The following is a 19,704-nucleotide window of genomic DNA, read 5'->3' on the forward strand; positions in this document are numbered from 1 at the left end:
GTAGGTTCTGCGGCGTGACCGACGCCTCGACCGTGCTGATCGACGGCCCGTGGGAGCACCGCTTCGTGACCGCGAACGGTGCACGGTTCCACGTGGCCGAGGCCGGTGCGCCGACCGCACCGCTGGTCGTGCTGCTGCACGGCTTCCCTCAGCTCTGGTGGGCCTGGCGGCACCAGCTGCCCGCCCTGGCGGCCGCCGGCTACCGGGTGGCTGCGATGGACCTGCGGGGAGCCGGCGCCTCGGACAAGCCGCCTCACGGCTACGACGTCCCGACCCTCACGCGTGACGTCGCCGGGGTGATCCGTTCGCTGGGCGCCGATCGGGCGGTCGTGGTCGGCCACGGTGTGGGCGGGACGGTCGCCTGGTCGATGCCGGCCCTGCAGCCCGCGGTCACGCGCGCCGTCGCGACGCTGGGTGCGCCTCACCCGCTGCGCTGGCACAGCCCCGGTGCCGGCCGTCGGATCGCGCTGAGCCCAGCGGCCCGCAGGCTCGCCTTCGCCCAGCTGCCCTACTTCCCCGAGCGCCAGATGACCCGCGGTGACCTGAGCACCCGGGTGCTGCGGGAGTGGGGCTCACCCGGGTGGCTCTCACCCGACGTCGCCCAGACGTACCGGTCGGCCGCGCGGGTGCCGTTCGCCGCGCACAGCGCGATGGAGACCCTGCGCTGGCTGGTCCGGTCCACCCCGCGGGTCGACGGTCAGCGCTACCTCGCGGCTCTGCGCTCCTCCGAGGTGGCCGTCCCGGTGCTGCAGGTGCACGGGCGGCTCGACCGCTGCGTGCCGCTCTCCTTGGCGCGGGCTGCGGGGCCCGGGCGTCCGTACCGCTTCGAGGTCGTCGAGCGTGCCGGGCACTTCGTCGCGGAGGAGGCGCCCGAGCGGGTCAACGACCTGCTGGTCGGCTGGCTGGGTGGGCTCCCACCGGTGGCGGCGGCACGGACGCGCCGGCGCGCCGCTCAGTGACCGGCGCACCCCCGCTGTCGGTGACCAGGGCCAGGGCACGTTCCGGATCGCTCTCCCCGGCCCCCGCGGACGGGCACAGGTCGGCCAGCGGGCACGCCCCGCAGGCCGGGCGTCGCGAGTGGCAGGTCCGGCGTCCGTGGAAGATCATGCGGTGCGAGAACAGGGTCCACTCGCGCTTCTCGATCATCTGACCGAGCTCGGTCTCGATCGCGACAGGGTCCTCCTGGTCGGTCAGGCCGAGCCGTCGGGCGACCCGCCCGACGTGGGTGTCCACCGGGAGGCCGGGGACGCCGAACGCGTTGCCCAGCACCACGTTCGCCGTCTTGCGTCCGACGCCGGGCAGCCGCACGAGGTCCTCCATGCGCCGCGGGACCGTGCCCGCGTGGCGTTCCAGGAGAGCCTGGCCGATGCCCCGCAGCGACTCGGCCTTCGCCCGGAAGAACCCCGTCGAGCGGATCACGTCCTGGAGCTCCTCGGGGTCCGCCCCCGCGTACGCCGCGGCGTCGGGATACCGCGAGAAGAGCTCAGGGGTGACGAGGTTGACGCGCACGTCCGTGGTCTGCGCCGAGAGCACCGTGGCGACCAGGAGCTCGAGCGGGCCGGTGTGGTCGAGCTCGCACCTGGCATCGGGGTAGCGCTCGGCCAGGAGCCGGTTGACCCGTCGTGCGCGTCGCGTCCGTGCGAGCTGTGACTCGGGGGGCATCTCCGCATGGTAGGCGCCTTCAGCCCTGCCGACCCGGTCGAGGCGCGGACGGGGCGTCCCCCGAAGGGGTGAACGACGACGGGCCATTGGAGTGAACGCGACCCGATCCGCTCAAGTGCGCCACCGCGACGGTCGACGTAACGATCACGGGCAGAAGGAGCGCCGTGGACGACAGGCACGCAGAGAGGGGACGAGGAGACATGGCACTCCCGCACCCTTCGCACCCCTCGCGCACCATGATCACCGACCCCGTCACCGCCCACCGGGCACTGCGCGCCGAGCGTGGACAGCTGGTCCGCTGGCGTCGGCTGCTGCGGGCCCGGCTCGATCTGACGGTGGCCGCACTGGCACCTCCTGAGCCCCTGGGAACCCTGTCGTGGGACGTGCTCCCGGCGGGTCAGCACCGTCTCCCCGCGCACGTCGATCTCGTCTCGGCCGTGTCCGCGACGCCACCGCGAGACACCGTGGACCTGATGGAGCAGCTGCGCAGCCTGGACCGGACCCTGGCCGCGTACGGGGACCAGCTCGACGCCATCCTCGAGGACCTCGCCGGTCAGACCCTCCAGCTGGTGGCCTCCGAGGTCGACGCATCCCCCGCACCCCCGGCGGGCGCTCGCTGAGCCTGCACGGATGAGGCAGGATGGTGGCGGGCGTCACCCCTGTGCGCCCGCACCAGACCAAGGACGGGACGGCGTGGACGACGACGTAGTGCTCTCAGCACCCCTCTTCGCAGGGATCGACGCGGAGGCATCGCGCGCGCTCTTCACCTCGATGACCCCGGTCCGCCTGGCCCGCGGTCACGCCCTGTTCCAGGAGGGTCAGCCCGGCGATCGGCTGTACGTGATCGGATCGGGCAAGGTCAAGCTCGGCCGGCGCTCGAGCGACGGCAGGGAGAACCTGCTCTCGGTGCTCGGACCGGCCGAGATGTTCGGCGAGCTCTCCCTGTTCGACCCCGGCCCGCGCACGGCCACCGCGACCGCCGTCTCGGACGCCGTCCTGTACGAGCTGAGCCACACCGAGCTCATCGGCTGGCTCGAGCAGTACCCGGCAGTGGCCAAGCACCTGCTGGAGGCCCTGGCCCGCCGGCTGCGCCGCACCAACGAAGCCCTCGCCGACCTCGTCTTCTCCGACGTCCCCGGACGTGTGGCCAAGGCCCTGCTCGACCTGTCGACCCGCTTCGGCGAGCCGGCCGACGACGGCCTGCGGGTCGCGCACGACCTCACGCAGGAGGAGCTCGCCCAGCTGGTCGGCGCCTCGCGCGAGACGGTCAACAAGGCGCTCGCCGACTTCGCCGCCCGCGGCTGGGTCCGTCGGGAGGGCCGGGCCATCGTGCTGCTGGACATCGACCGGCTCGAGCGCCGCGCCCGCTGACTCGAGCGCCGCGCGCTGAGCGGGCGCGGCGGCTGCCTGCTCAGCCCTGCGACCCTCGGCTCACCGCAGCTCGACGACCAGCTCGATCTCCACCGGGGAGTCGAGCGGCAGCACGGCCACCCCGACGGCGCTGCGGGCGTGCACGCCCGCCTCGCCGAAGATCTGCCCGAGCAGCTCGCTGGCGCCGTTGACCACCTGCGGCTGGCCGGTGAACGAGGGGTCGCTCGCGACGAACCCGACGAGCTTGACGACACGCTTGACCCGATCCAGGCTGCCCGCCTGCTCGGCGACCGCCGCGAGGGCGTTCAGCACGGCGGCCCGGGCGAGGGACGCTGCCTCGGTCGGGTCGACCTGGCCCGGTCCGAGCCCGACCTTCCCGGTGGTGGGCAGCGCACCGTCGACGAAGGGCAGCTGGCCCGAGGTCCACACGTAGCTGCCGGTGCGCACGGCGGGGACGTACGCCGCGACCGGTGCGGCGACCTCGGGGAGCTGGATGCCCAGCTCGGCGAGGCGCTGACCGATGGTCGAGGTCACGGGCGCTCACCCGTCGGGCGCTTGAGGTAGGCGACCAGGCCGTTGCCGTCCGGGCCGGGGATGACCTGGACGAGCTCCCAGCCGTCCGCCCCCCACTGGTCCAGGATCGCCTTGGTCGCGTGCACGATGAGCGGAACGGTCGAGTACTCCCACGTGGTGGCCATGGGCTGAGCCTATGACGTCGGGGGGCGGCGCTACGACTGCTGCCGGAGCGCTGCCGCGCGGGCCGTCCGGTTGCCCGCCCCGCCCTCGCGTCGTTCGGGGGTGACGTTGCCGACGTGCCCGGCGTCCCCCGGGTTGGGACGTGCTCGCGACGGGTCGCCGTGGACCCGCGGGCGGTAGCTGCTCTCCTCGATGCGGGCCAGCCCCGGTTCGAGCTGCAGCATCTCCCACCAGGACTCGACGTCGGGGTGACGGCGCAGCAGCGCGCGTCGTTCACGCTCGGTCATGCCGCCCCAGACACCGAACGCGATGTGGTGGTCGAGCGCGTCGACCAGGCACTCGAGCCGGACCGAGCAGCCGGCGCACACCTCCCGTGCCGCACGCTGCGCAGCGCCCTCGACGAAGAGCTCGTCGGGCGACCGCGACCTGCAGGCTCCGCGGGTCGCCCAGTGCTGGTCGTCGGCCACCATGCCCCCTCCGTCGAACTCACCGCCACCCGGAGGCAGGCAGCGGACCGCGGCCGGGGCGCCTCCCGGCGTGGTGCCTCCACCGTAGGGCCATCAAGTACCCCTCGGGATGGGCCGTTCGGGTAACCGGTGGGCGGGTGGCTCCACCACGCCTCCACAGAACCGCTCCACGAACCCCACCGCGGACCACCCCGGTATCGCAGGAGCCCTCCCGTAGGCTGGTCGCATGGTGACCCCTGCCTCCCCGCCTGCCTCGACCCGCTCCGGCCGGCACGTCAACGCCCTCCAGGCCCTCGCGCTGCTGCTCGCCTTCGCGCTGGTGGCCGGGCTGGGTGGGGTGCTCGCCGCAGGCCTGGTGATGCCGGCGGTGGCGACGGCCAGCGCCGTCACCGAGACCTCGGTCACCCTCTTCGACGACCTGCCGACCGAGTTCGAGGAGGAGCCGCTCTCGGAGAAGTCGACCGTCCTGACCGCGGACGGCACCGTGCTCGCGACCTTCTTCGACCAGAACCGCATCGTGGTGAGTCTGGACCAGGTGTCCCAGCCGATGCGCGACGCGGTGGTCTCGGTCGAGGACCGCCGCTTCTACGAGCACGGGGGCATCGACCCCCTGGGCATGGGGCGCGCCTTTGTCAACAACGCGGTCAACGACGACCTCGAGGGCGCCTCGACCCTGACGCAGCAGTACATCAAGAACGTGCTGATCACCTCTGCGGAGGACGCTGAGGAGGTCGCCGCCGCACGCGAGACCGACGGCGTCGACGGCTACGGCCGCAAGCTCCGCGAGGCCAAGCTCGCGATCGCCCTCGAGCAGCGGCTGACCAAGGACGAGATCCTCGAGCGCTATCTCAACATCGCCCAGTTCGGGCCGTCGGTCTACGGCGTCGAGGCGGCGGGGCAGTACTACTTCTCGACCCCGGCGTCCGAGCTCAACTACCTCCAGGCCGCCACCATCGCCGGGATCACCCAGTCACCCGGCCTCTGGGACCCCGAGCGCAACCCCGAGGGCACCGAGGGACGGCGCAATGACGTGCTGGTCCGCATGCTCGGTGAGAGCAAGATCACCCAGGAGGAGTACGACGCCGGGGTGGCTACCCCCCTGCCAGAGACGCTCGACATCAGCCGCAACAACCTTGGGTGCATGGCGGCCGGTGGCTCGGGGTACTTCTGCGACTTCGTGACCAAGATCCTCATCCAGGACGAGATCTTCGGGGAGACCTACGAGGACCGGCGCGCCCGGCTGTACCGGGGTGGGCTGACCATCACCACCACGATGGACCTCGGTCGACAGCTGATCGCCGAGCAGGAGGTCATGGCGGGCATCCCCCCAGACGACCCCTCGGGGGTCGCCCACGCCGTGTCCGTCGTCGAGCCCGGCACCGGCCACGTGCTCGCGATGGCGCAGAACCGCACGTTCAACACCGCACCGGAGCCGGGCCCCGGCCAGACCGCGGTCAACTACAACACGGACTTCAAGTACGGGGGCTCGAGCGGCTTCCAGCCGGGCTCGACCTTCAAGCCCTTCACGCTCGCCGAGTGGCTGCGGCAGGGCAACAGCCTCAACCAGGTGATCGACGCGACCCGACGCGACTTCACCGACTGGAACGCCCCCTGCACCGGCAGCCTGCCCGACTACAACCCGCAGAACTCCGAGGGCGGTGACCAGGGACCCATCTCGGTGCTGCGGGCGTCCTCTCGATCGGTCAACTCCGGGTACATGGCCATGGCCAACCAGCTGGACCTGTGCGGGATCTTCGAGACCGCCGCCAAGATGGGCGTCCACCGGGCGACCGGCGAGCCGGTCGAGGTGGGCCCAGCGAACGTCCTGGGAACCGCGGAGATCGCACCGCTGACCATGGCGGCCGCCTTCGCGACCTTCGCCTCGGGCGGTACGTACTGCGACCCGATCGCGATCATCAGCGTGGTGGACCGCCAGGGAGAGCAGCTGCCCGTCCCGTCGGCCAACTGCCGGCTGGCCCTCGAGCCGCAGGTCGCCAACGGCGTGACCTACGCCCTCGAGCGCACCCTCACCGAGGGCACCGCCTCGGCCGTCGGCGGGCTGCCAGGCCGGCAGTCGGCCGGCAAGACGGGTACGTCGAACGTCAACGAGCACACCTGGTTCGTCGGGTACACCCCGCAGCTGTCGACCGCGGTGTGGACCGGCTACTCCGAGGGCAACATCCCGGTACGCCGGATGACGGTCAACGGCACCTACTACCGCAACGTCTACGGCTCGAGCATCTCCGCCCCGACCTGGAAGCGCTTCATGGTCCGTGCGCACGAGGGACTCCCGGCCGCCCCGTTCGGTGCGGTCGACGGGCGCATCCTCAACGGGGTGCAGGTGCGGGTGCCCAACGTGGGGGGGATGACCCAGGCGAACGCCCGCGCGACGCTCGTCGGCGCCGGGTTCAACGTGCGCACCTCGACCGACGCGCGCTTCTCCCAGGTGCCGCAGGGCCTCGTGGCGGCGACCGACCCGTCCGGCGGGTCCACGGTGACCAAGGGGACCGTCATCACGCTCTTCCCGTCGGCGGGACCCGAGCCCCGGCCCGACCCGCCCGCCGACGAGCCCGGCTCACGCGGTGGCGGGAACGGCCGTCCCGACGCCGGCCCGCCCGGCGCACCGTGACCGCCTGATGGGTCGCGGACCGACGCTTCCTGCCGTTGCCGGTGCGGTGGCTCTCACGGGAGCCGCCGCACTGGCCTGGGCGAGCCTGGTCGAGGTGCGCTGGTTCACCCTGCGCCGGGTCGCCGTGCCCGTGCTCGCCCCCGGCCAACGCCCGCTGCGGGTGCTGCACCTCTCGGACCTGCACCTCACGCCCCACCAGGACGAGAAGATCGCCTGGGTCCGCCGGCTCGCGGACCTCGAGCCGGACCTGGTGATCGACACGGGCGACAACATGGCGCACGTCGAGGCCCTGGCGCCCCTGCTGCACGCCCTCGAGCCGCTGATGGCACTCCCCGGGGCCTTCGTCATGGGCTCCAACGACTACTACGCACCGGTCCCCAAGAACCCCGCCCGGTACCTGCGCGCCGACCCGCGTGGCACCCGCGTCAGCGAGCACGTGCACCTGCCCGCCGGGCCTCTGGGGGCCGCGCTGCGCGAAGCCGGCTGGAAGGACCTGACCAACCGGCGTGACACGGTACTGGCGGACGGCCGGACGATCTCGCTCGTCGGGGTCGACGACCCGCACCTGGACCGCGACCGGTTCCCGGGCAACCTGCACCCCTACCGCGCAGACATCGACCTGCGTCTCGGGGTCGCGCACGCGCCGTACCAGCGGGTCCTGGACGCCATGCACGGAGACGGCGCACAGCTGGTCCTGGCGGGGCACACCCACGGCGGTCAGCTGTGCGTCCCGGGATGGGGGGCGCTGGTGACCAACTGCGACCTGGACGCCCGGCGGGCCAAGGGGCTGCACGGCTGGCCCGGGCCGCGGCCGGACACCCCGGAGGGAGCCGGGTCGACCTGGCTGCACGTCTCGGCCGGCCTCGGCACCTCCCCCTATGCACCGGTGCGCTTCGCCTGCCGGCCCGAGGCGACGCTGCTGACCCTCGTCGCCCGCTGAGGTCCACGGGACCCGGGCTCGGGCCCCGGACGAGGCCGGTTTCGTCGGTGCCCCTGGTCTCGGCTATCCTGTTCAGGCTCCACGGGGTGTGGCGCAGCTTGGTAGCGCGCTTCGTTCGGGACGAAGAGGGCGCAGGTTCAAATCCTGTCACCCCGACACAGTGAGTAAGGCCCCTGGCCTGCGGAGACGCGGCCGGGGGCCTTACCTCTTCCTGCTGCTGCCAGCGCTTGGCCGGCGGCGAATCACCCCGAAATCACCCCCAGCGTCGGGGCAGGCGCAGCGGAGTCGTTGAGCAGCTGCAGCGCGGAGCGGTCGGCGGAGTCGCCGAGGTGGTGCAGGTAGCGCGCGGTGATCTCGACGGAGCTGTGACCCAGCCACGCCTGCACGGTCGTCAGCGGCACGCCGCGCACGATCCACTCGCAGGCGGCGGTGTGCCGCAGGTCGTGCAAGGTTCGGCCCTGGCCGGCCTCGCTCCAGTGGGTCTGCCGGACGAACGTCGAACGGTGGAGCTGTCCGCCGCCGGGGCCGGTGAGCAGCAGAGCGCCGGGGCCCTTGCCTGCGGCGAAGCGGCGGAGCACGGGCACCAGCGCGTCGGGCACGGGAACCCGACGACCCCGGCCCGACTTCGGGGTCTTGGCCGCGGCCGTCCCCTCGGGCTGGTTCCGGACGACGCGCAGCATAGGCATCGGCACCTCGATGAAGTCGCTGACGAGCATCGCCCTGGCCTCACCCCAGCGGATGCCGGTGCGCCCGAGGACGTTCACGAGATCGGCGTAGACCTGGCCGGCTTCGGCAACCTTCGCCAGCACCTCCTCGAACTCCTGGGCCGGCAGGGGGCGCATGTCCTCGCGGGCTCGACGGTCCTTCGGCGGCGGTGCGGACTTGACCGGGTTGACGGCGACGTAGCCCTCGGCGACGCACCAGGCGAAGAACGACGACAGCGACTCGCGGTGGCGCTTGACCGAGGTCGGCGCCAGCCCGCGCGCGAGCAGGCCGTCCTGCCATGCGCTGATGGCTGTGCCGGTCACCTTGCCGACGTGGAGCTTGCGGAGCCAGATCGGCAGGATCGTCTCGGTCCCGGTCCTGCCCGACCGCTGTCCGGGGGTAGGCATGAGGTAGCGGTCGGTGTTCAGCGTGGTGCGGCTGACCCGGCCCTCCCGCTCCTGGAGCCAGTCGGCCAGGAGCACCTCGACAGCGACCTTGCCACGGCTCGGGTCGTAGCCGTGCTCGTCGAACGCTCCGCGTTGCCGACGCTCCCACTCGGTCGCCGCCCGCTTGGTCTCGAAACGGCGGGTGGTGACGACGAGGCCACCGATCTTCAGGCGGCCCTCCCACTTGTCACCTCGTCGCACCGGCACGGGCACCCACTCGCCGCAGCGCACGTGGCCGAGCCGCAGAGCGCCCGGCCAGCCACCGCTCGACGTCCGACGCCCGGTAGCGCGGCACACCCTCGGAGAGCCAGTAGACGTCGGGGCCCTCGAACGACTGGCGCCAGCGCACCAGCGTCGACTTGGAGACGGCCAGCCATGCCGCGACCTCCTGCGTGCGCAGGAGCCTGTCGCCTGCATCCACCGTGTGCGTTTCCCTCATGACCACACCTCGTGTTCTCGCGGGTACACGCGATTGAATCACGCGCGGAGACGTATCGGCAAGTACATGAGGTGGAGTGGAATCTCGCGTAGCCTGGCCGCATGTCGACAGCCCCCCGCCTGCCCGGCGACCAGACCTACGACGGGCTGCTCGTCCCCGACGACCTGCCCGCTGGCTGGCATCTGCCCAGGCGGTTCCCCGGGGAGCGCCCCGACGACGCCAGCGCAGCGATCGACGCCCTGCTCGGATACGACGACCAGACGGTCGAGGATGAGGAACGCCAGGCGCAGCTCGACTCCGAGCAGATCGAGACGCTCGACGGCCGCTGGCGCTACATCGAGCACGCCGCGACGCACACTCGCGTGTTCATCAGGCTCCAGCGCCAGCCCTACGCCATCCCTGAGGAGATCCGCATCACCGGGGTCGTCTACCTGCCCTGGCGCCCCGGTGACCCGATCACGAGCCAGCTCCTGCGCGAGCTGCCGACGGCTCGCATCGAGGCCGCGATCAACAAGCGACTGTTCGCCACGACACGCACCAGCACCATCTCGGGCGGCAAGATCGAGCTTCCCAGCGGCCGCAAGGTCGCCGAGCGTGACCTGCTCAAGCCACTCGGCGACCCGAAGCAGACTCCCGACTTCTATGAGCTCGTCGCACTGCAGCACGGCCGGCTCAGCGTGAATGGCGATGCGAACCCTTCGGCGACCATGGCAGAGCTGAGCGGCGTCGCGCTCAGCACCGCCCAAGGCTGGGTCGCCAAGGCTCGCGCCCGTGGACTTCTGCCGCCTGGGCGGCGGGGACGAGCCGGTTAGCATCCGTGTCTGGCAGTGGCACACCAGGAGGCCGTCTGCCGCTGGACTTGAACGCGCCGGCGGATCCGCAGGGTGCCCGGGTCGCGCTGGGTGCTACTGGCGCTTCTCGACCGTCAGACGCGATGGACCGCCCAGCCCGTAGCGGGAGGCTCCTGCGTGTGACTGGAGCGCCTGCAAGACGTAGACGTCGTAGTTTCCTGCTGGCAGGCGTGGGTCGGGCGCGTTGGACTCGTTGCCGCACGAGATGAACTCGACGCGCATCTGCACCCGTTCCTCGGCCAGCATGCGCAAGGTCAAGGCGCTGGGCTCACGGAGGGGCAGCCAGTCGTCGTTTCCCTGGACGCCGACGATGACTCCCGTTGCGGGGTCGACGGCGACGAACCGAGGCAGCTCGGCTGCCGCCAGGCCGCCCGGTAGGGCACCTGGATCGGTGGAGATCGTGATGGCTGCGCTTCCGTCTGCCGCCGTCGCCGCAAGGGTCTGCTGGAGCTCGACAACCGCGCCCGTCGGTGTCCAGCCGGCCTGCTCGGTGGTCAGCCCGCAGAGGGCCACTCCGACGCCAGGAGAGGCTGGCCGGGGATCAGCGGTTCGCGCGTCGCTCAGTGAGGTAGCAGCCATGGCCACCATCGCCACGATCCCGAGTCCACCCATGGATCGCGCAGCCAAGCGGGCGACGCGACGGCGCCGAACGACGGTCACCATCTGGGTGACCTGACCACTCAGCCGTTCTCCGGCGATGTCGTCAGGGATCCGTCGTGCGACCTGCTCGAGTGCCTCACTGATCTGGGACATCAGAACCTTCCCCGCTTCGAGTCGATCCCGACCACCTCGACGACCTCGGTGCTCAGCTCGGTGAGAATCTCCGTGGGCGTCAGCGAGACGCCGTTCCGGTCGTCGGTGTCAGCGAGGCCAAGAACCGAGGTGATCTCCTTGGTCGCGTCGCTCAGGTACCTCTTCACAGCTCCCTGGCTCAGACTCAGCTGGTCCGCGATCATCGGGACGGTCATGTCCTCGTAGTAGCGGAGCACCAGGCACGCCCTCTGGCGTGGCCGCAGCTTCCACAATGCCGCCTCCACGTCCAAGCGGTCGGCCGCCATCGCTTCGCCGTCACCGCTGCTCGCAGGTGGGTCGAACAGGTGGCGGACGGCAGCCCAGCGGCGACGCCGTCGGAAGCCGTCGACGTAGGCGTTGAGCATCGCCCTGCGGACGTAGCCCTCCGCGGTCTCGGCATCCAGCTCACTCTTGCCCGCGGCGAAGGTGCGGAGCAGTGCGTCCTGCATCAGGTCCTCAGCCTCGCCCCGATCGCCGCAGAGCAAGAACCCATAACGGATCAGCGCCGTACTGCGGTCCGTGACAAGTCGTTCGAGGGAGATCTGCCACGACGCCACCGACCGCCTCCCTTCATCCGTGAGGGGCACCGACCGCACCCTTACCCACCAGTACGACCGGGGCGTCGAAACCGTTGGTCACCAACTTCTGCACTCTGCCTGCTGGCGGTCACCTCATCTGGGCTCGCTGGTAGCCGGAGACCGGTGGTGGCCCTCGTGGGCTGCGGGCCGCCTGGCGTGCGGCGCGGCCTACGGGTTCGAGATTCCGTGCTCCTCGAGGTACACCCGAGCCCGCTCGACCACGGCCTCCTCCATGCTCCGCAGCTCGGCGTAGTACTCCGCATCCCGCTCGAGGGCGGTCGCCTGCTGTACCGCATCCAGGTCTCCCATGCGCTGGACGAGGTCGACGTGCTCCTTGCAGGAGACGTCGACCAGTCCGATGCGGATCTGCTCGTCGATCGGGGCCTCGAGGACGGCTGGCGGCAACCACTCCCAGTCCTCCTGCGGTGGCAGAACCCCGCCGTCGGTGAGGCACTGGTGCCACTCCCCGATGATCGCGCGACCTTCGTCGGTGTCGAACGCGGGTCGCCACCCGATGTCACCGTTCCTGTGCTTTTCCATCAGTGCGAGGCTGTCGAAGTCCAGGCCCGCGTCGACGAGCGCAGATGTGCACTCGCTCGCCGCTTCGGACTCGCCGTCGTCCGGTGGCCGTGGGTCCTGGGTCTCGGCGTGGTGCTCCAGCAGAGGTCCGTACCCGTTCTGCCGCACGTCACTCTCCTGCCACATGCCGTAGGGCAGGCTCTCCCATCGTTGCTCCGGGACCAGCCCCTCGAACTCCCAGAGCTCGCCGAAGCCCCGCTCGCCCATGCAGGTCGAGAAGAAGTGGAGGTACGCCGTCCGGGTGACTGCCGAGTCGTGCGGATCCAGACCCACCTCGTCCATCGGCAGCGTGATCGTGCCGGCCTCGTGGTCGACCGCGGCGCGAGCGGGCGGTGCGGTCGTCTCCGTCGGCGACGGCACAGCCGGTGCCACGGGGGCCGGGTCCGGGATCAGGGCACCGGCGACCGGGTAGGCGCCGAGGGTGATCGCCAGCACGGCTCCCACGGTCCCTGCCTTGCGAGCGAGGCGGCGCCGTCGGCCGGCCAGCAGCACGCCGGCGCGGTCGACCGCCACGGGCGGCTCGGCGTCGGCGAGCCGACGCAGCCGGGCCAGGATCACGTCGTCGTCCATCACTTCTCCTCCTCGTGCCGGACGGCGACGCCGTCGGCCTCACCCAGCAGCTCGCGGAGCTGGCGCAGCCCTCGCGATCCCGCCGACTTCACTGCACCGACGGACACGTTGAGGTCGTCGGCCACCTGCTGCTCGGAGAGGTCCAGCACGTAGCGCAACACCACGACGCGTCGACGCTGGGCGCTGAGCCGGGCCAGGGCCCAGACCAGGACCTCTCGTTCGGCGTGCTCGTGCTCGTGCCCGGACCCGTGCGCGCTGAACGCACGGGGTGCGGTGGGCTCGGTCATGTCCTCGGGCGCCACCAGGTCCTCCCGCCGCCCCCGCCGCCACATGTCGATCCGCGCGTTGGCGAGCGTTCGCCGCGCGTAGGCCATGGGGTCGGTCGCCCGGGCCCGGGGCCAGGCGACGTACGTCCGGACGAGCGTCTGCTGGACGAGCTCCTCCGCCCGATGGGCATCGCCGCACAGCAACCACGCCGTCCGGGCGAGCAGCGGCTCGGCCTCGACCATGAATGCGGAGAACTCCTCGTCACGGGTCCACCGAAGGCGCGCACCGGCGGAGGGGTGCGCGACCACCGGCATGTCGGAGACGACTGGCACGTCTTCGACGCCCACCGGTACCCCCTTCATGACCTCACCAAGACCAACATGCCTAGTACACGCACAAGGCGCCCATGAGGTTGCCTGAAGGCATCACCAACCCCAACGGCATCGTGCGGACACCGCGCCGACGCCAACAGTCCAGGCCATGGCCAGCCTTGGACAGCGCGCAGACCCAAGCGTTCACTGCCGCTGGCCTACGAGGCGCTGCTACAACATCGCGTCAAGCGCACGCGCCTCGGCTACGGTCGCGAGGCAGCAGGTTGGGCCGACATCGACGTGCCGGAGCGCGGCCAGATCCGGGCGAGCGTAGCCGCCCTCAACGCGGCTGTGACCGGGGAGTGGAGGATGTCAACATCTGGGGGCGCTCGAGGCTTGAGGGGACATGACTGATCCACCGAGTGGAGCGGCGCGAGTCGACTTCGAGACCTGGTATCGCGCCGAGTTCCCGCGGGTCAGCGGAGCGATGGCTCTGGCAACGGGCAATCCCGGGCTCGGGGAGGAGGCTGCAGCGGAGTCCTTCGCACTCGCGCTGCTGCATTGGTCCAGGGTCGGCGCGATGGACTCACCCGGGGGCTGGGTCTACGCGACCGCACTCAACCAGGTCCGCCGGTCCTGGCGACGTCAGCAGCTGGAAGCCCGCTACCTGCAGCGCTGCCGTCCAGAGGACGTACCCGCTCCCCGGGAACCGGATACCGCCTTGTGGCGGGCGGTCGCTGGACTCAGCGCGAGAGCCCGGACTGCAGTCTCGCTGCGGTACGTGGCGGATCTCAGCGAGGCGGAGATCGCCGCTGCCATGAACATCACCCGAGGCACCGTCGCCACGACCCTGTCGAGAGCACGCAAGCAACTGGCAGAGCAGTTGCGGCCCGCCCTGAACGGAGACCTGAGATGACCGACGAACTCCTCCGCGACCTGGCGGACGTCGCGGACGTTCCCACCCGCCCGGTAGCCCAGATCCAGGCCCGAGCGCGACAACTGAGGGTCCGACGTCGCCGCTCCCGCTCCGCCGCCGCGGCTGTGACACTCAGCGGGGCCCTGGTGATGGCGAGCGTGATCGGCTTCGGCCCAGGACCGAGCGGCTCATCGAGTGCCACCGCCTCCCAGGTGCTCATCGCCGCGGGGGCGGCTGCCGGGGAACAACCAGGCGGCTGGCCTGAAGCCACCTACTGGTACGTCGCATCCGAGATCCAGTACACCGGTGAGGACCCATACCGTCGCCAGAGCTGGATCCCGCGCGACCCCGTCCTGGAGGGCGCCCTGCAGGACCCTGGCGTCTTTGGTCCCGACGCGAGTCTCGGAGCAGACGGCGTCCATACCGGCTCGCTCGGCCCGACGTGGTTCCACGCCGGCGGAGCGATCGACTGGGCCGGGCTCTACGCCCTGCCGACGGATCCGGTCGAACTCGAACGCATCTTGCGCAGCGACTACAACCCCGACGGCGCCAGTGAGAACGAACAGCTGTGGGAGAGCGTCAAGTCACTCCTGGTCGGCACACCCGCACCGCCGGCCCTCCGCCAAGCCCTGTGGGAGGTGACCGCGACCATCCCCGGAGTGGAGTTGACCGGCCGTGTGACGGACGCCGCCGGACGACCTGGGATCGCAGTCGAACGAGATGACCGCGCCAACGGCCGTCAGATGGAACGCCTCGTTGTCGACCCCGACGAGGGTCGACTCCTGCAGATCGAGCAGTACACGCAAGACGGCGTCCTGGCGTGGCGCATGACCCTCTTGGAGCAGCGACCCGCCGACACAGCACCCGAGACAGACCCCCCCATCTGCGGACCGGGATCTGAGCCCCATCGAAGCTGCTGATAGCGGCAGCCGCTCGCGCACTCCTCGGCTGGCCCAAGCTTCGCGTCCGCGAGGTAGTCATCATTTTTCGGTCGCCGAAGAACGGACGGGCGGCGGCAGATCCGTGCACGACCCTCGACGAACTCTCAGACGATGGCGTCGGCCTTCATGAAGATCTTCTCGATCTCGTCGGTGAGGACGGCGGTGTACTGCTGGGCCATCTCGACCCCGAGGGTGCGGTGGCACGCTCGAAGCAGGCGTCCTCGAGCCGCTTCACGAACTCGTCGCCCGCCATGTCGCCCGGCGGGGCGACCTCCCACCAGGTGAACGGCGCCGACGGCAGGCCGACGTCGGCGAGGTCCTCGGGGGTCTTCGCGACTGTTCGTCGTCGGCGGTCCCGTCGGCCTCCGTGCAGATCTCGGCGACCCGGCGAAGCACCGGGGGCACAACGTGCGGCCGAGCACGCCCCGGGCCGGCGCGGTAGGCGACGATCGCGCACTGGTACCGCGTCGTGTGATCGTGCTCGGGTTGCCGTGGGTAGGCAACTACTGACGGGCGGTGATGACGTAGTCGGCGTAGAAGCCCTCGCCGGTCTCGTTCGAGACGTCGAGCGTCACCTGGAAGTCGTCGGATCTGAGTTCGGCGTAGTTCCAGGCGGGTCGAGTCGGGTCGGTCTCCTCCTGGTCGACAGCGAACCCAGCGGCGGTGAGGGCGGCGACGGCGAGCGGGTAGCCGTCCGCTCCGGCGTCGTTCAGCTGGAGCATGACCCGCCAGCTTGAACCGTCTGAGTTCAGCTCGGCCCGCAGGATGCGTTCGACGAGGATCGGGACGTCGCGAGGGAGCGCCGACGGGTCGACGGCGGTCCACAAGTCGGGCGTCTCCGCTGCGGTTGGCGAAGCGGTCTGGATGACCGTCATGGTCTCCGTCGGTGCGGGAGCCTCGTTCCCACAGCCAGCGAGAGCGACGCCACCGGCGACGACCACAACCGCGAAGGCAATCGCACCTCTCATCGATCGATGATCGCAGAGTGGACGCACTCGTGTTGCCTCTCGCCCGCGCCTCGACAGCCAACCTGACGCGAATGGACGTATGCTACCTTCGATAGTTGCAAGTACACGCGATGACGGGAGTCGGCGTGAGAGGTGGCGTGATCCTGTTCCGAGGTGCCGGCGCGGCCGCGCGCCGCTACCTCGAGGCGGATCGCTCACGGGCTGACGAGTACTACCTGGAAGGCGGCGTCGCTCGGGCGGAGCTGTCGGTGGTCGACGGGACCGGGAGGGTGACCGGTGAGAGATCCCTGACGCCCATCCAGTACGCCGGCTGGGTCGACTGGGTCGAGCCGATCACCGGGGAGTCGATGGGGACTCCGCGTCAGGCTGGCGAGGCTCGACAGGGCTCGCCGCGGTTCGCCGAGATGGTCGTAAACACCCCCAAGTCCCTGTCGATCGCCGCCGCCCTGCACCCGGACGTGTCCGAGGCTCTGGACGCTGCGCAGCGCGACGCCGTGGCCGAGATCCGGTCCTGGCTCGGCCTGCACTCGGTCACGCGCGTCGGCCCGCGCGGGCGGCAGGAGGTCGTGCCGGTCGAGCGGCTGGAGACGGTCGCCATCTCGCACAGGACCTCGCGGGCGGGCGATCCGCACTGCCACATCCACCTGCAGATCGGGACGCGGGTGTGGGCCGCCGGCGCGTGGCGCGGACTGGACACCGCGGCACTCTTCCGGCAGCAGGGCGCCATCCGCGCGCTTGGCACCGCAGTACTGGCGGCCCACCCTGGGCTCGCCGCGGTGCTGGACGCGCACGCCCTGACGCTCGATCCCGTGACGGGCGAGGTGCCAGAGCTGCAGCCGTTCAACGCGGCGATGAGCAAGCGCGCCAGCCAGGTCGCGCGCAACCTGGCGTTGTTCGAGGCCAAGTGGGCGGCCGCCCATCCCGGCCTAGAGCCCGGTCCGGCGGTCAGCGCCCGGTTGCAGGCGAGGGCCTGGGATCACGAACGCCCGCACAAGAAGCCGTCCCGTCTCGGCAGCGAAGCGGGCTGGCGTCGCGAGCTGGACGACGCCGGCTACACCCCCGACCTTCCCCGCGCGCCGCGACGCGTCCCCGTCGCGCTCGACGAGCTGCGTGTGCAGGAGGTGGCGAACCGCGCCCTGGACCGGTGCGCCGCCGGCGCGTCGACCTGGACGGTGCACGACATCCAGGAGCACGTCACCCGGATCATCACCGAGGCGGGCGTGCGGGCCGAGCGCGGCGAGCTGCGTGACCTCATCGCGATGACGACCCGACTGGCGGCCGACGACTGCCTGTCCGTGCTCCCACCCGTCGTCGCGCACCCCGAGCACGTCGCGCACCTGACCAGCGTGCGGGTCGTCGCGGCGGACACGCAGCTGCGCGACCTGCTGGCAGCGCGCGCCGCTCAACCATCAGGGACCACGCCGGATGTGAGCCGCCTGGCGCGCGATCGCGGACTGGACGACGAACAGGCACGCGCGGCCGCAGCGGTCGCCTCGGGCGCTCCGTTGGTCGTGGTCGAGGGGGCCGCGGGCGCGGGCAAGACCACGATGCTCGGCGTGGCGATCTCCGCGGCGCAGGCCGAGGGCCGCGCGACCAGGGTCATGACACCGACGAAGAAGGCAGCCGACGTCGCCGCGCGCGAGCTCGGTGTACCGACCGACTCCGTCGCGAAGCTCGTCCATGACCACGGGTGGCGATGGGACCAGGACGGGGTGTGGACGCGCCTCGCGGTCGGGGAGCCGGACCCGCGCACGGGCGGCATCTACGCCGGGCCGTCCGCATCGGCCCGCCTGCACCGAGGAGAGCGAGTCGTCGTCGACGAGGCGGGGATGCTCGACCAGGACACCGCCATCGCCCTGCTGCACATCGCCGACGAGGCAGGAGCGAGCCTCGCGCTCGTCGGAGACCGCGCGCAGCTGGCGGCGGTCGGCCGGGGTGGGGTGCTCGACATCGCGGCTCAGGTCTCGCGGCGCATGTTCGACATGGCGACGGTGCACCGCTTCACCGACCCCGAGTACGCCGACCTCACCGTGCAGATGCGCCGGGGCGAGGACCCGGCGCATCTGTTCGACCGGCTCGAGACCCTGGGCCTGGTCGTGCTGCACCCCAGCACCGAGGACGCGCACGACGCGGTCGCCCGCACGGCTCGAGACGGCGACGCGGTCACCGTCGCGACCAACGACGAGGCCCGCGCCCTCAACTCGGCGATCCGGGAGGTACGTGTCCGGCGCGGCGACGTCGACGACGCCCACACCACCTACGGCAGCGACGGCCTACCGATCGGCGCCGGCGACGTGGTCCAGACCCGCCGCAACCAGAGCGATCTCGGTGTGGCGAACCGGCAGACCTGGACCGTCCAGCACGTCACCGATGACGGCGGGGCCTGGGTCAGGGCGACCGCGGCCGGCGGCGTGCACGGGCGCAGCGTCAGGCTCCCCGACCAGTACGTCGCCGAGCACACGCACCTGGCATATGCCGCGACCTCCTACGGCGTCCAGAGCGCGACCACTCCCAGGGCGCACACGATCCTCAGCGACGCACTGGACGGGGCAGGGCTGTACGTCGGCATGACCCGCGGGCGGGACAGCGACACCCTGCACGTCGTCGCTGCGGACCGGGACGAGGCCCGCGAGCAGTTCACCGCAGCACTCCAGCGGGACCGCGCCGATCGCGGGCTGACCGACGCGACCCACGGCGCGCACCACGCGGTCAGCGGCCTCATCGCGGACGGCCCGGTGACGTTCGTCAACGCTGAACGGGCTCTGCTCCGCGAACTGATCACTAGTGCCGAGCGGGAGGCAGCCCGGTGGGAACACGCCCTGGGCGCCCTGACCCGGCAGAGCGCCGAGCACCGCGTCGGGGCGGAGCAGCAGGCCCACGTCGTCACGGCCGCCGACGCGCGCCTCGCGGACGTGCGGACCGCGGTCGCCGTACCACTGATCGAGATGGCCACCAGCGACGGCGTGGGCTACCTGAGTGCGCAGGAGCGGACGTGGCAGGCACACCGCGCACTGAACGTCGCGGGGCGGTTCGGCAAGCGGTCGGCCGCTCGCACCGCTCGGGAGGCGCTCGCGACGCACCGCACGACGGAGGACTCCGTGCGCCGACGCTGGGGTGACGTCCCGCACACGACGACCCACCTCCCCTTCTGGGCCGAGGCCGCTGCTGAGCGGCAGGTCCTCGCCGACCCCCGGGTGGTCGCGGCGCAGCAGTCGGCCGACCGCGCCCACCTCGAGCAGCAGGAGCTCAAGGCAGACCACAGACAGGCGCGGTCGACCCTGATGCACGACGTCGCGGGCGGGCACTGGCCCAGCCGACTGGCGGAGCGAGTCACCGAGCTGCGAGCTCACGTGCGTCAGGCACGCCGCGAGCTTGCCGAGATCGACGCCCTGCCCGTGGGCGAGGCCGCTCAGCTCATCCGCGACCGAGCAGCACAGGCCGAGGCTGGGCGGATCGCCGAGGCCGCGAGGCTGGCACAAGCGGCCGAGCGTGCGCGCTGGGATTTCTCGGCCCCGGTGTACCCGTCGGCGCCCGATCGCGACTACGGGATGGGTCGGTAGCACTTGACCCGTACAG

At 71.4% G+C, this 19,704-nt stretch carries 21 protein-coding genes and 1 tRNA gene; 10 read left to right on the top strand and 12 right to left on the bottom strand.

Features of this window, described 5'->3' with window-relative positions; translation table 11 throughout:
- The first annotated feature begins 14 nt into the window (after positions 1 to 14).
- Positions 15 to 959 carry an alpha/beta fold hydrolase gene (locus M1R94_RS00825; protein ID WP_249379763.1) on the top strand — a complete coding sequence of 315 codons (945 nt, stop codon included), beginning with the start codon at positions 15 to 17 and terminating at the stop codon, positions 957 to 959.
- Here M1R94_RS00825 and nth read toward each other — a convergent pair.
- On the bottom strand, positions 880 to 1,662 hold the full coding sequence (gene nth / locus M1R94_RS00830) for an endonuclease III (protein ID WP_249379764.1): 783 nt from the start codon (positions 1,660 to 1,662) through the stop codon (positions 880 to 882). The genes M1R94_RS00825 and nth overlap by 80 nt on opposite strands.
- A gap of 200 nt (positions 1,663 to 1,862) precedes the next feature.
- On the opposite strand from nth, the gene M1R94_RS00835 reads away from it, so the two are divergent.
- Together M1R94_RS00835 and M1R94_RS00840 are read left to right on the top strand one after the other, a co-directional pair.
- A complete protein-coding gene (locus M1R94_RS00835) occupies positions 1,863 to 2,282 on the top strand; it encodes a hypothetical protein (protein WP_249379765.1) in 420 nt (139 codons plus the stop codon).
- A 73-nt stretch (positions 2,283 to 2,355) separates the two neighbouring features.
- The gene (locus M1R94_RS00840) at positions 2,356 to 3,033 is read left to right on the top strand and encodes a Crp/Fnr family transcriptional regulator (protein WP_249379766.1); all 678 of its coding nucleotides are present in this window, start codon (positions 2,356 to 2,358) and stop codon (positions 3,031 to 3,033) included.
- A 60-nt stretch (positions 3,034 to 3,093) separates the two neighbouring features.
- Here M1R94_RS00840 and M1R94_RS00845 read toward each other — a convergent pair whose 3' ends face one another.
- Genes M1R94_RS00845 through M1R94_RS20985 form a run of 3 tightly spaced genes read right to left on the bottom strand, consistent with a single transcriptional unit; the run spans position 3,094 to position 4,199 of the window.
- Positions 3,094 to 3,567 carry a RidA family protein gene (locus M1R94_RS00845; RefSeq protein ID WP_249379767.1) on the bottom strand — a complete coding sequence of 158 codons (474 nt, stop codon included), beginning with the start codon at positions 3,565 to 3,567 and terminating at the stop codon, positions 3,094 to 3,096.
- Entirely contained in the window at positions 3,564 to 3,731 is a 168-nt protein-coding gene (locus tag M1R94_RS00850) for a DUF4177 domain-containing protein (protein WP_249379768.1), read from the bottom strand. Before M1R94_RS00850 ends, M1R94_RS00845 begins: the two co-directional genes overlap by 4 nt.
- 30 nt (positions 3,732 to 3,761) lie before the next feature.
- Entirely contained in the window at positions 3,762 to 4,199 is a 438-nt protein-coding gene (locus tag M1R94_RS20985) for a WhiB family transcriptional regulator (protein ID WP_465245960.1), read from the bottom strand.
- A gap of 223 nt (positions 4,200 to 4,422) precedes the next feature.
- Between M1R94_RS20985 and M1R94_RS00860 the strand changes: the two genes are divergently transcribed.
- The 3 genes from M1R94_RS00860 (at position 4,423) to M1R94_RS00870 (ending at position 7,921) form a co-directional block, all read left to right on the top strand.
- Complete coding sequence (locus M1R94_RS00860) at positions 4,423 to 6,825, top strand: penicillin-binding protein (RefSeq protein ID WP_249379769.1); 2,403 nt, start codon at positions 4,423 to 4,425, stop codon at positions 6,823 to 6,825.
- 7 nt (positions 6,826 to 6,832) lie between these two features.
- Positions 6,833 to 7,765 (top strand): metallophosphoesterase, encoded by a 933-nt coding sequence (locus M1R94_RS00865; RefSeq protein ID WP_249379770.1) that lies wholly within the window; start codon positions 6,833 to 6,835, stop codon positions 7,763 to 7,765.
- An 82-nt stretch (positions 7,766 to 7,847) separates the two neighbouring features.
- Positions 7,848 to 7,921 (top strand) — tRNA-Pro (locus tag M1R94_RS00870).
- Positions 7,922 to 8,007: 86 nt separating this feature from the next.
- On the opposite strand, the gene M1R94_RS00875 is transcribed toward M1R94_RS00870, so the two are convergent.
- Together M1R94_RS00875 and M1R94_RS00880 are read right to left on the bottom strand one after the other, a co-directional pair.
- On the bottom strand, positions 8,008 to 9,123 hold the full coding sequence (locus tag M1R94_RS00875; RefSeq protein ID WP_249379771.1) for a tyrosine-type recombinase/integrase: 1,116 nt from the start codon (positions 9,121 to 9,123) through the stop codon (positions 8,008 to 8,010).
- A complete protein-coding gene (locus M1R94_RS00880; RefSeq protein WP_249379772.1) occupies positions 9,104 to 9,355 on the bottom strand; it encodes a helix-turn-helix transcriptional regulator in 252 nt (83 codons plus the stop codon). The genes M1R94_RS00875 and M1R94_RS00880 overlap by 20 nt, the downstream gene beginning before the upstream one ends.
- Positions 9,356 to 9,456: 101 nt before the next feature.
- Between M1R94_RS00880 and M1R94_RS00885 the strand changes: the two genes are divergently transcribed.
- Positions 9,457 to 10,167, top strand: a complete 711-nt coding sequence (locus tag M1R94_RS00885; protein ID WP_249379773.1) for a hypothetical protein — start codon at positions 9,457 to 9,459, stop codon at positions 10,165 to 10,167.
- 93 nt (positions 10,168 to 10,260) lie between these two features.
- On the opposite strand, the gene M1R94_RS00890 is transcribed toward M1R94_RS00885, so the two are convergent.
- From M1R94_RS00890 to M1R94_RS00905, 4 genes are all read right to left on the bottom strand, one after another.
- Complete coding sequence (locus M1R94_RS00890) at positions 10,261 to 10,959, bottom strand: hypothetical protein (protein WP_249379774.1); 699 nt, start codon at positions 10,957 to 10,959, stop codon at positions 10,261 to 10,263.
- On the bottom strand, positions 10,959 to 11,555 hold the full coding sequence (locus M1R94_RS00895) for a sigma-70 family RNA polymerase sigma factor (protein WP_249379775.1): 597 nt from the start codon (positions 11,553 to 11,555) through the stop codon (positions 10,959 to 10,961). Before M1R94_RS00895 ends, M1R94_RS00890 begins: the two co-directional genes overlap by 1 nt.
- Before the next feature lie 189 nt (positions 11,556 to 11,744).
- Positions 11,745 to 12,725, bottom strand: coding sequence for a hypothetical protein (locus M1R94_RS00900; RefSeq protein WP_249379776.1), 981 nt, complete (start codon positions 12,723 to 12,725; stop codon positions 11,745 to 11,747).
- Complete coding sequence (locus M1R94_RS00905) at positions 12,725 to 13,339, bottom strand: SigE family RNA polymerase sigma factor (RefSeq protein ID WP_249379777.1); 615 nt, start codon at positions 13,337 to 13,339, stop codon at positions 12,725 to 12,727. The genes M1R94_RS00900 and M1R94_RS00905 overlap by 1 nt, the downstream gene beginning before the upstream one ends.
- A gap of 451 nt (positions 13,340 to 13,790) precedes the next feature.
- Between M1R94_RS00905 and M1R94_RS00910 the strand changes: the two genes are divergently transcribed.
- Both M1R94_RS00910 and M1R94_RS00915 read left to right on the top strand, forming a co-directional pair.
- Positions 13,791 to 14,219, top strand: coding sequence for an RNA polymerase sigma factor (locus tag M1R94_RS00910; RefSeq protein WP_249379778.1), 429 nt, complete (start codon positions 13,791 to 13,793; stop codon positions 14,217 to 14,219).
- Positions 14,216 to 15,139 carry a CU044_5270 family protein gene (locus tag M1R94_RS00915; protein WP_249379779.1) on the top strand — a complete coding sequence of 308 codons (924 nt, stop codon included), beginning with the start codon at positions 14,216 to 14,218 and terminating at the stop codon, positions 15,137 to 15,139. The genes M1R94_RS00910 and M1R94_RS00915 overlap by 4 nt, the downstream gene beginning before the upstream one ends.
- 125 nt (positions 15,140 to 15,264) lie before the next feature.
- Here the strand turns inward: M1R94_RS00915 and M1R94_RS00920 are convergent, their stop codons facing one another.
- Positions 15,265 to 15,438 carry a hypothetical protein gene (locus M1R94_RS00920; protein ID WP_249379780.1) on the bottom strand — a complete coding sequence of 58 codons (174 nt, stop codon included), beginning with the start codon at positions 15,436 to 15,438 and terminating at the stop codon, positions 15,265 to 15,267.
- Between the two features lie 225 nt (positions 15,439 to 15,663).
- The gene (locus tag M1R94_RS00925; protein ID WP_249379781.1) at positions 15,664 to 16,101 is read right to left on the bottom strand and encodes a hypothetical protein; all 438 of its coding nucleotides are present in this window, start codon (positions 16,099 to 16,101) and stop codon (positions 15,664 to 15,666) included.
- Positions 16,102 to 16,265: 164 nt separating this feature from the next.
- Here M1R94_RS00925 and mobF point away from each other — a divergent pair, with 164 nt between their 5' ends.
- Positions 16,266 to 19,688, top strand: coding sequence for a MobF family relaxase (mobF, locus tag M1R94_RS00930; protein ID WP_249379782.1), 3,423 nt, complete (start codon positions 16,266 to 16,268; stop codon positions 19,686 to 19,688).
- Positions 19,689 to 19,704 lie beyond the last annotated feature (16 nt).

This window comes from Actinotalea alkalitolerans (assembly GCF_023369855.1).
In the GTDB taxonomy this organism is placed as follows: domain Bacteria; phylum Actinomycetota; class Actinomycetes; order Actinomycetales; family Cellulomonadaceae; genus Actinotalea.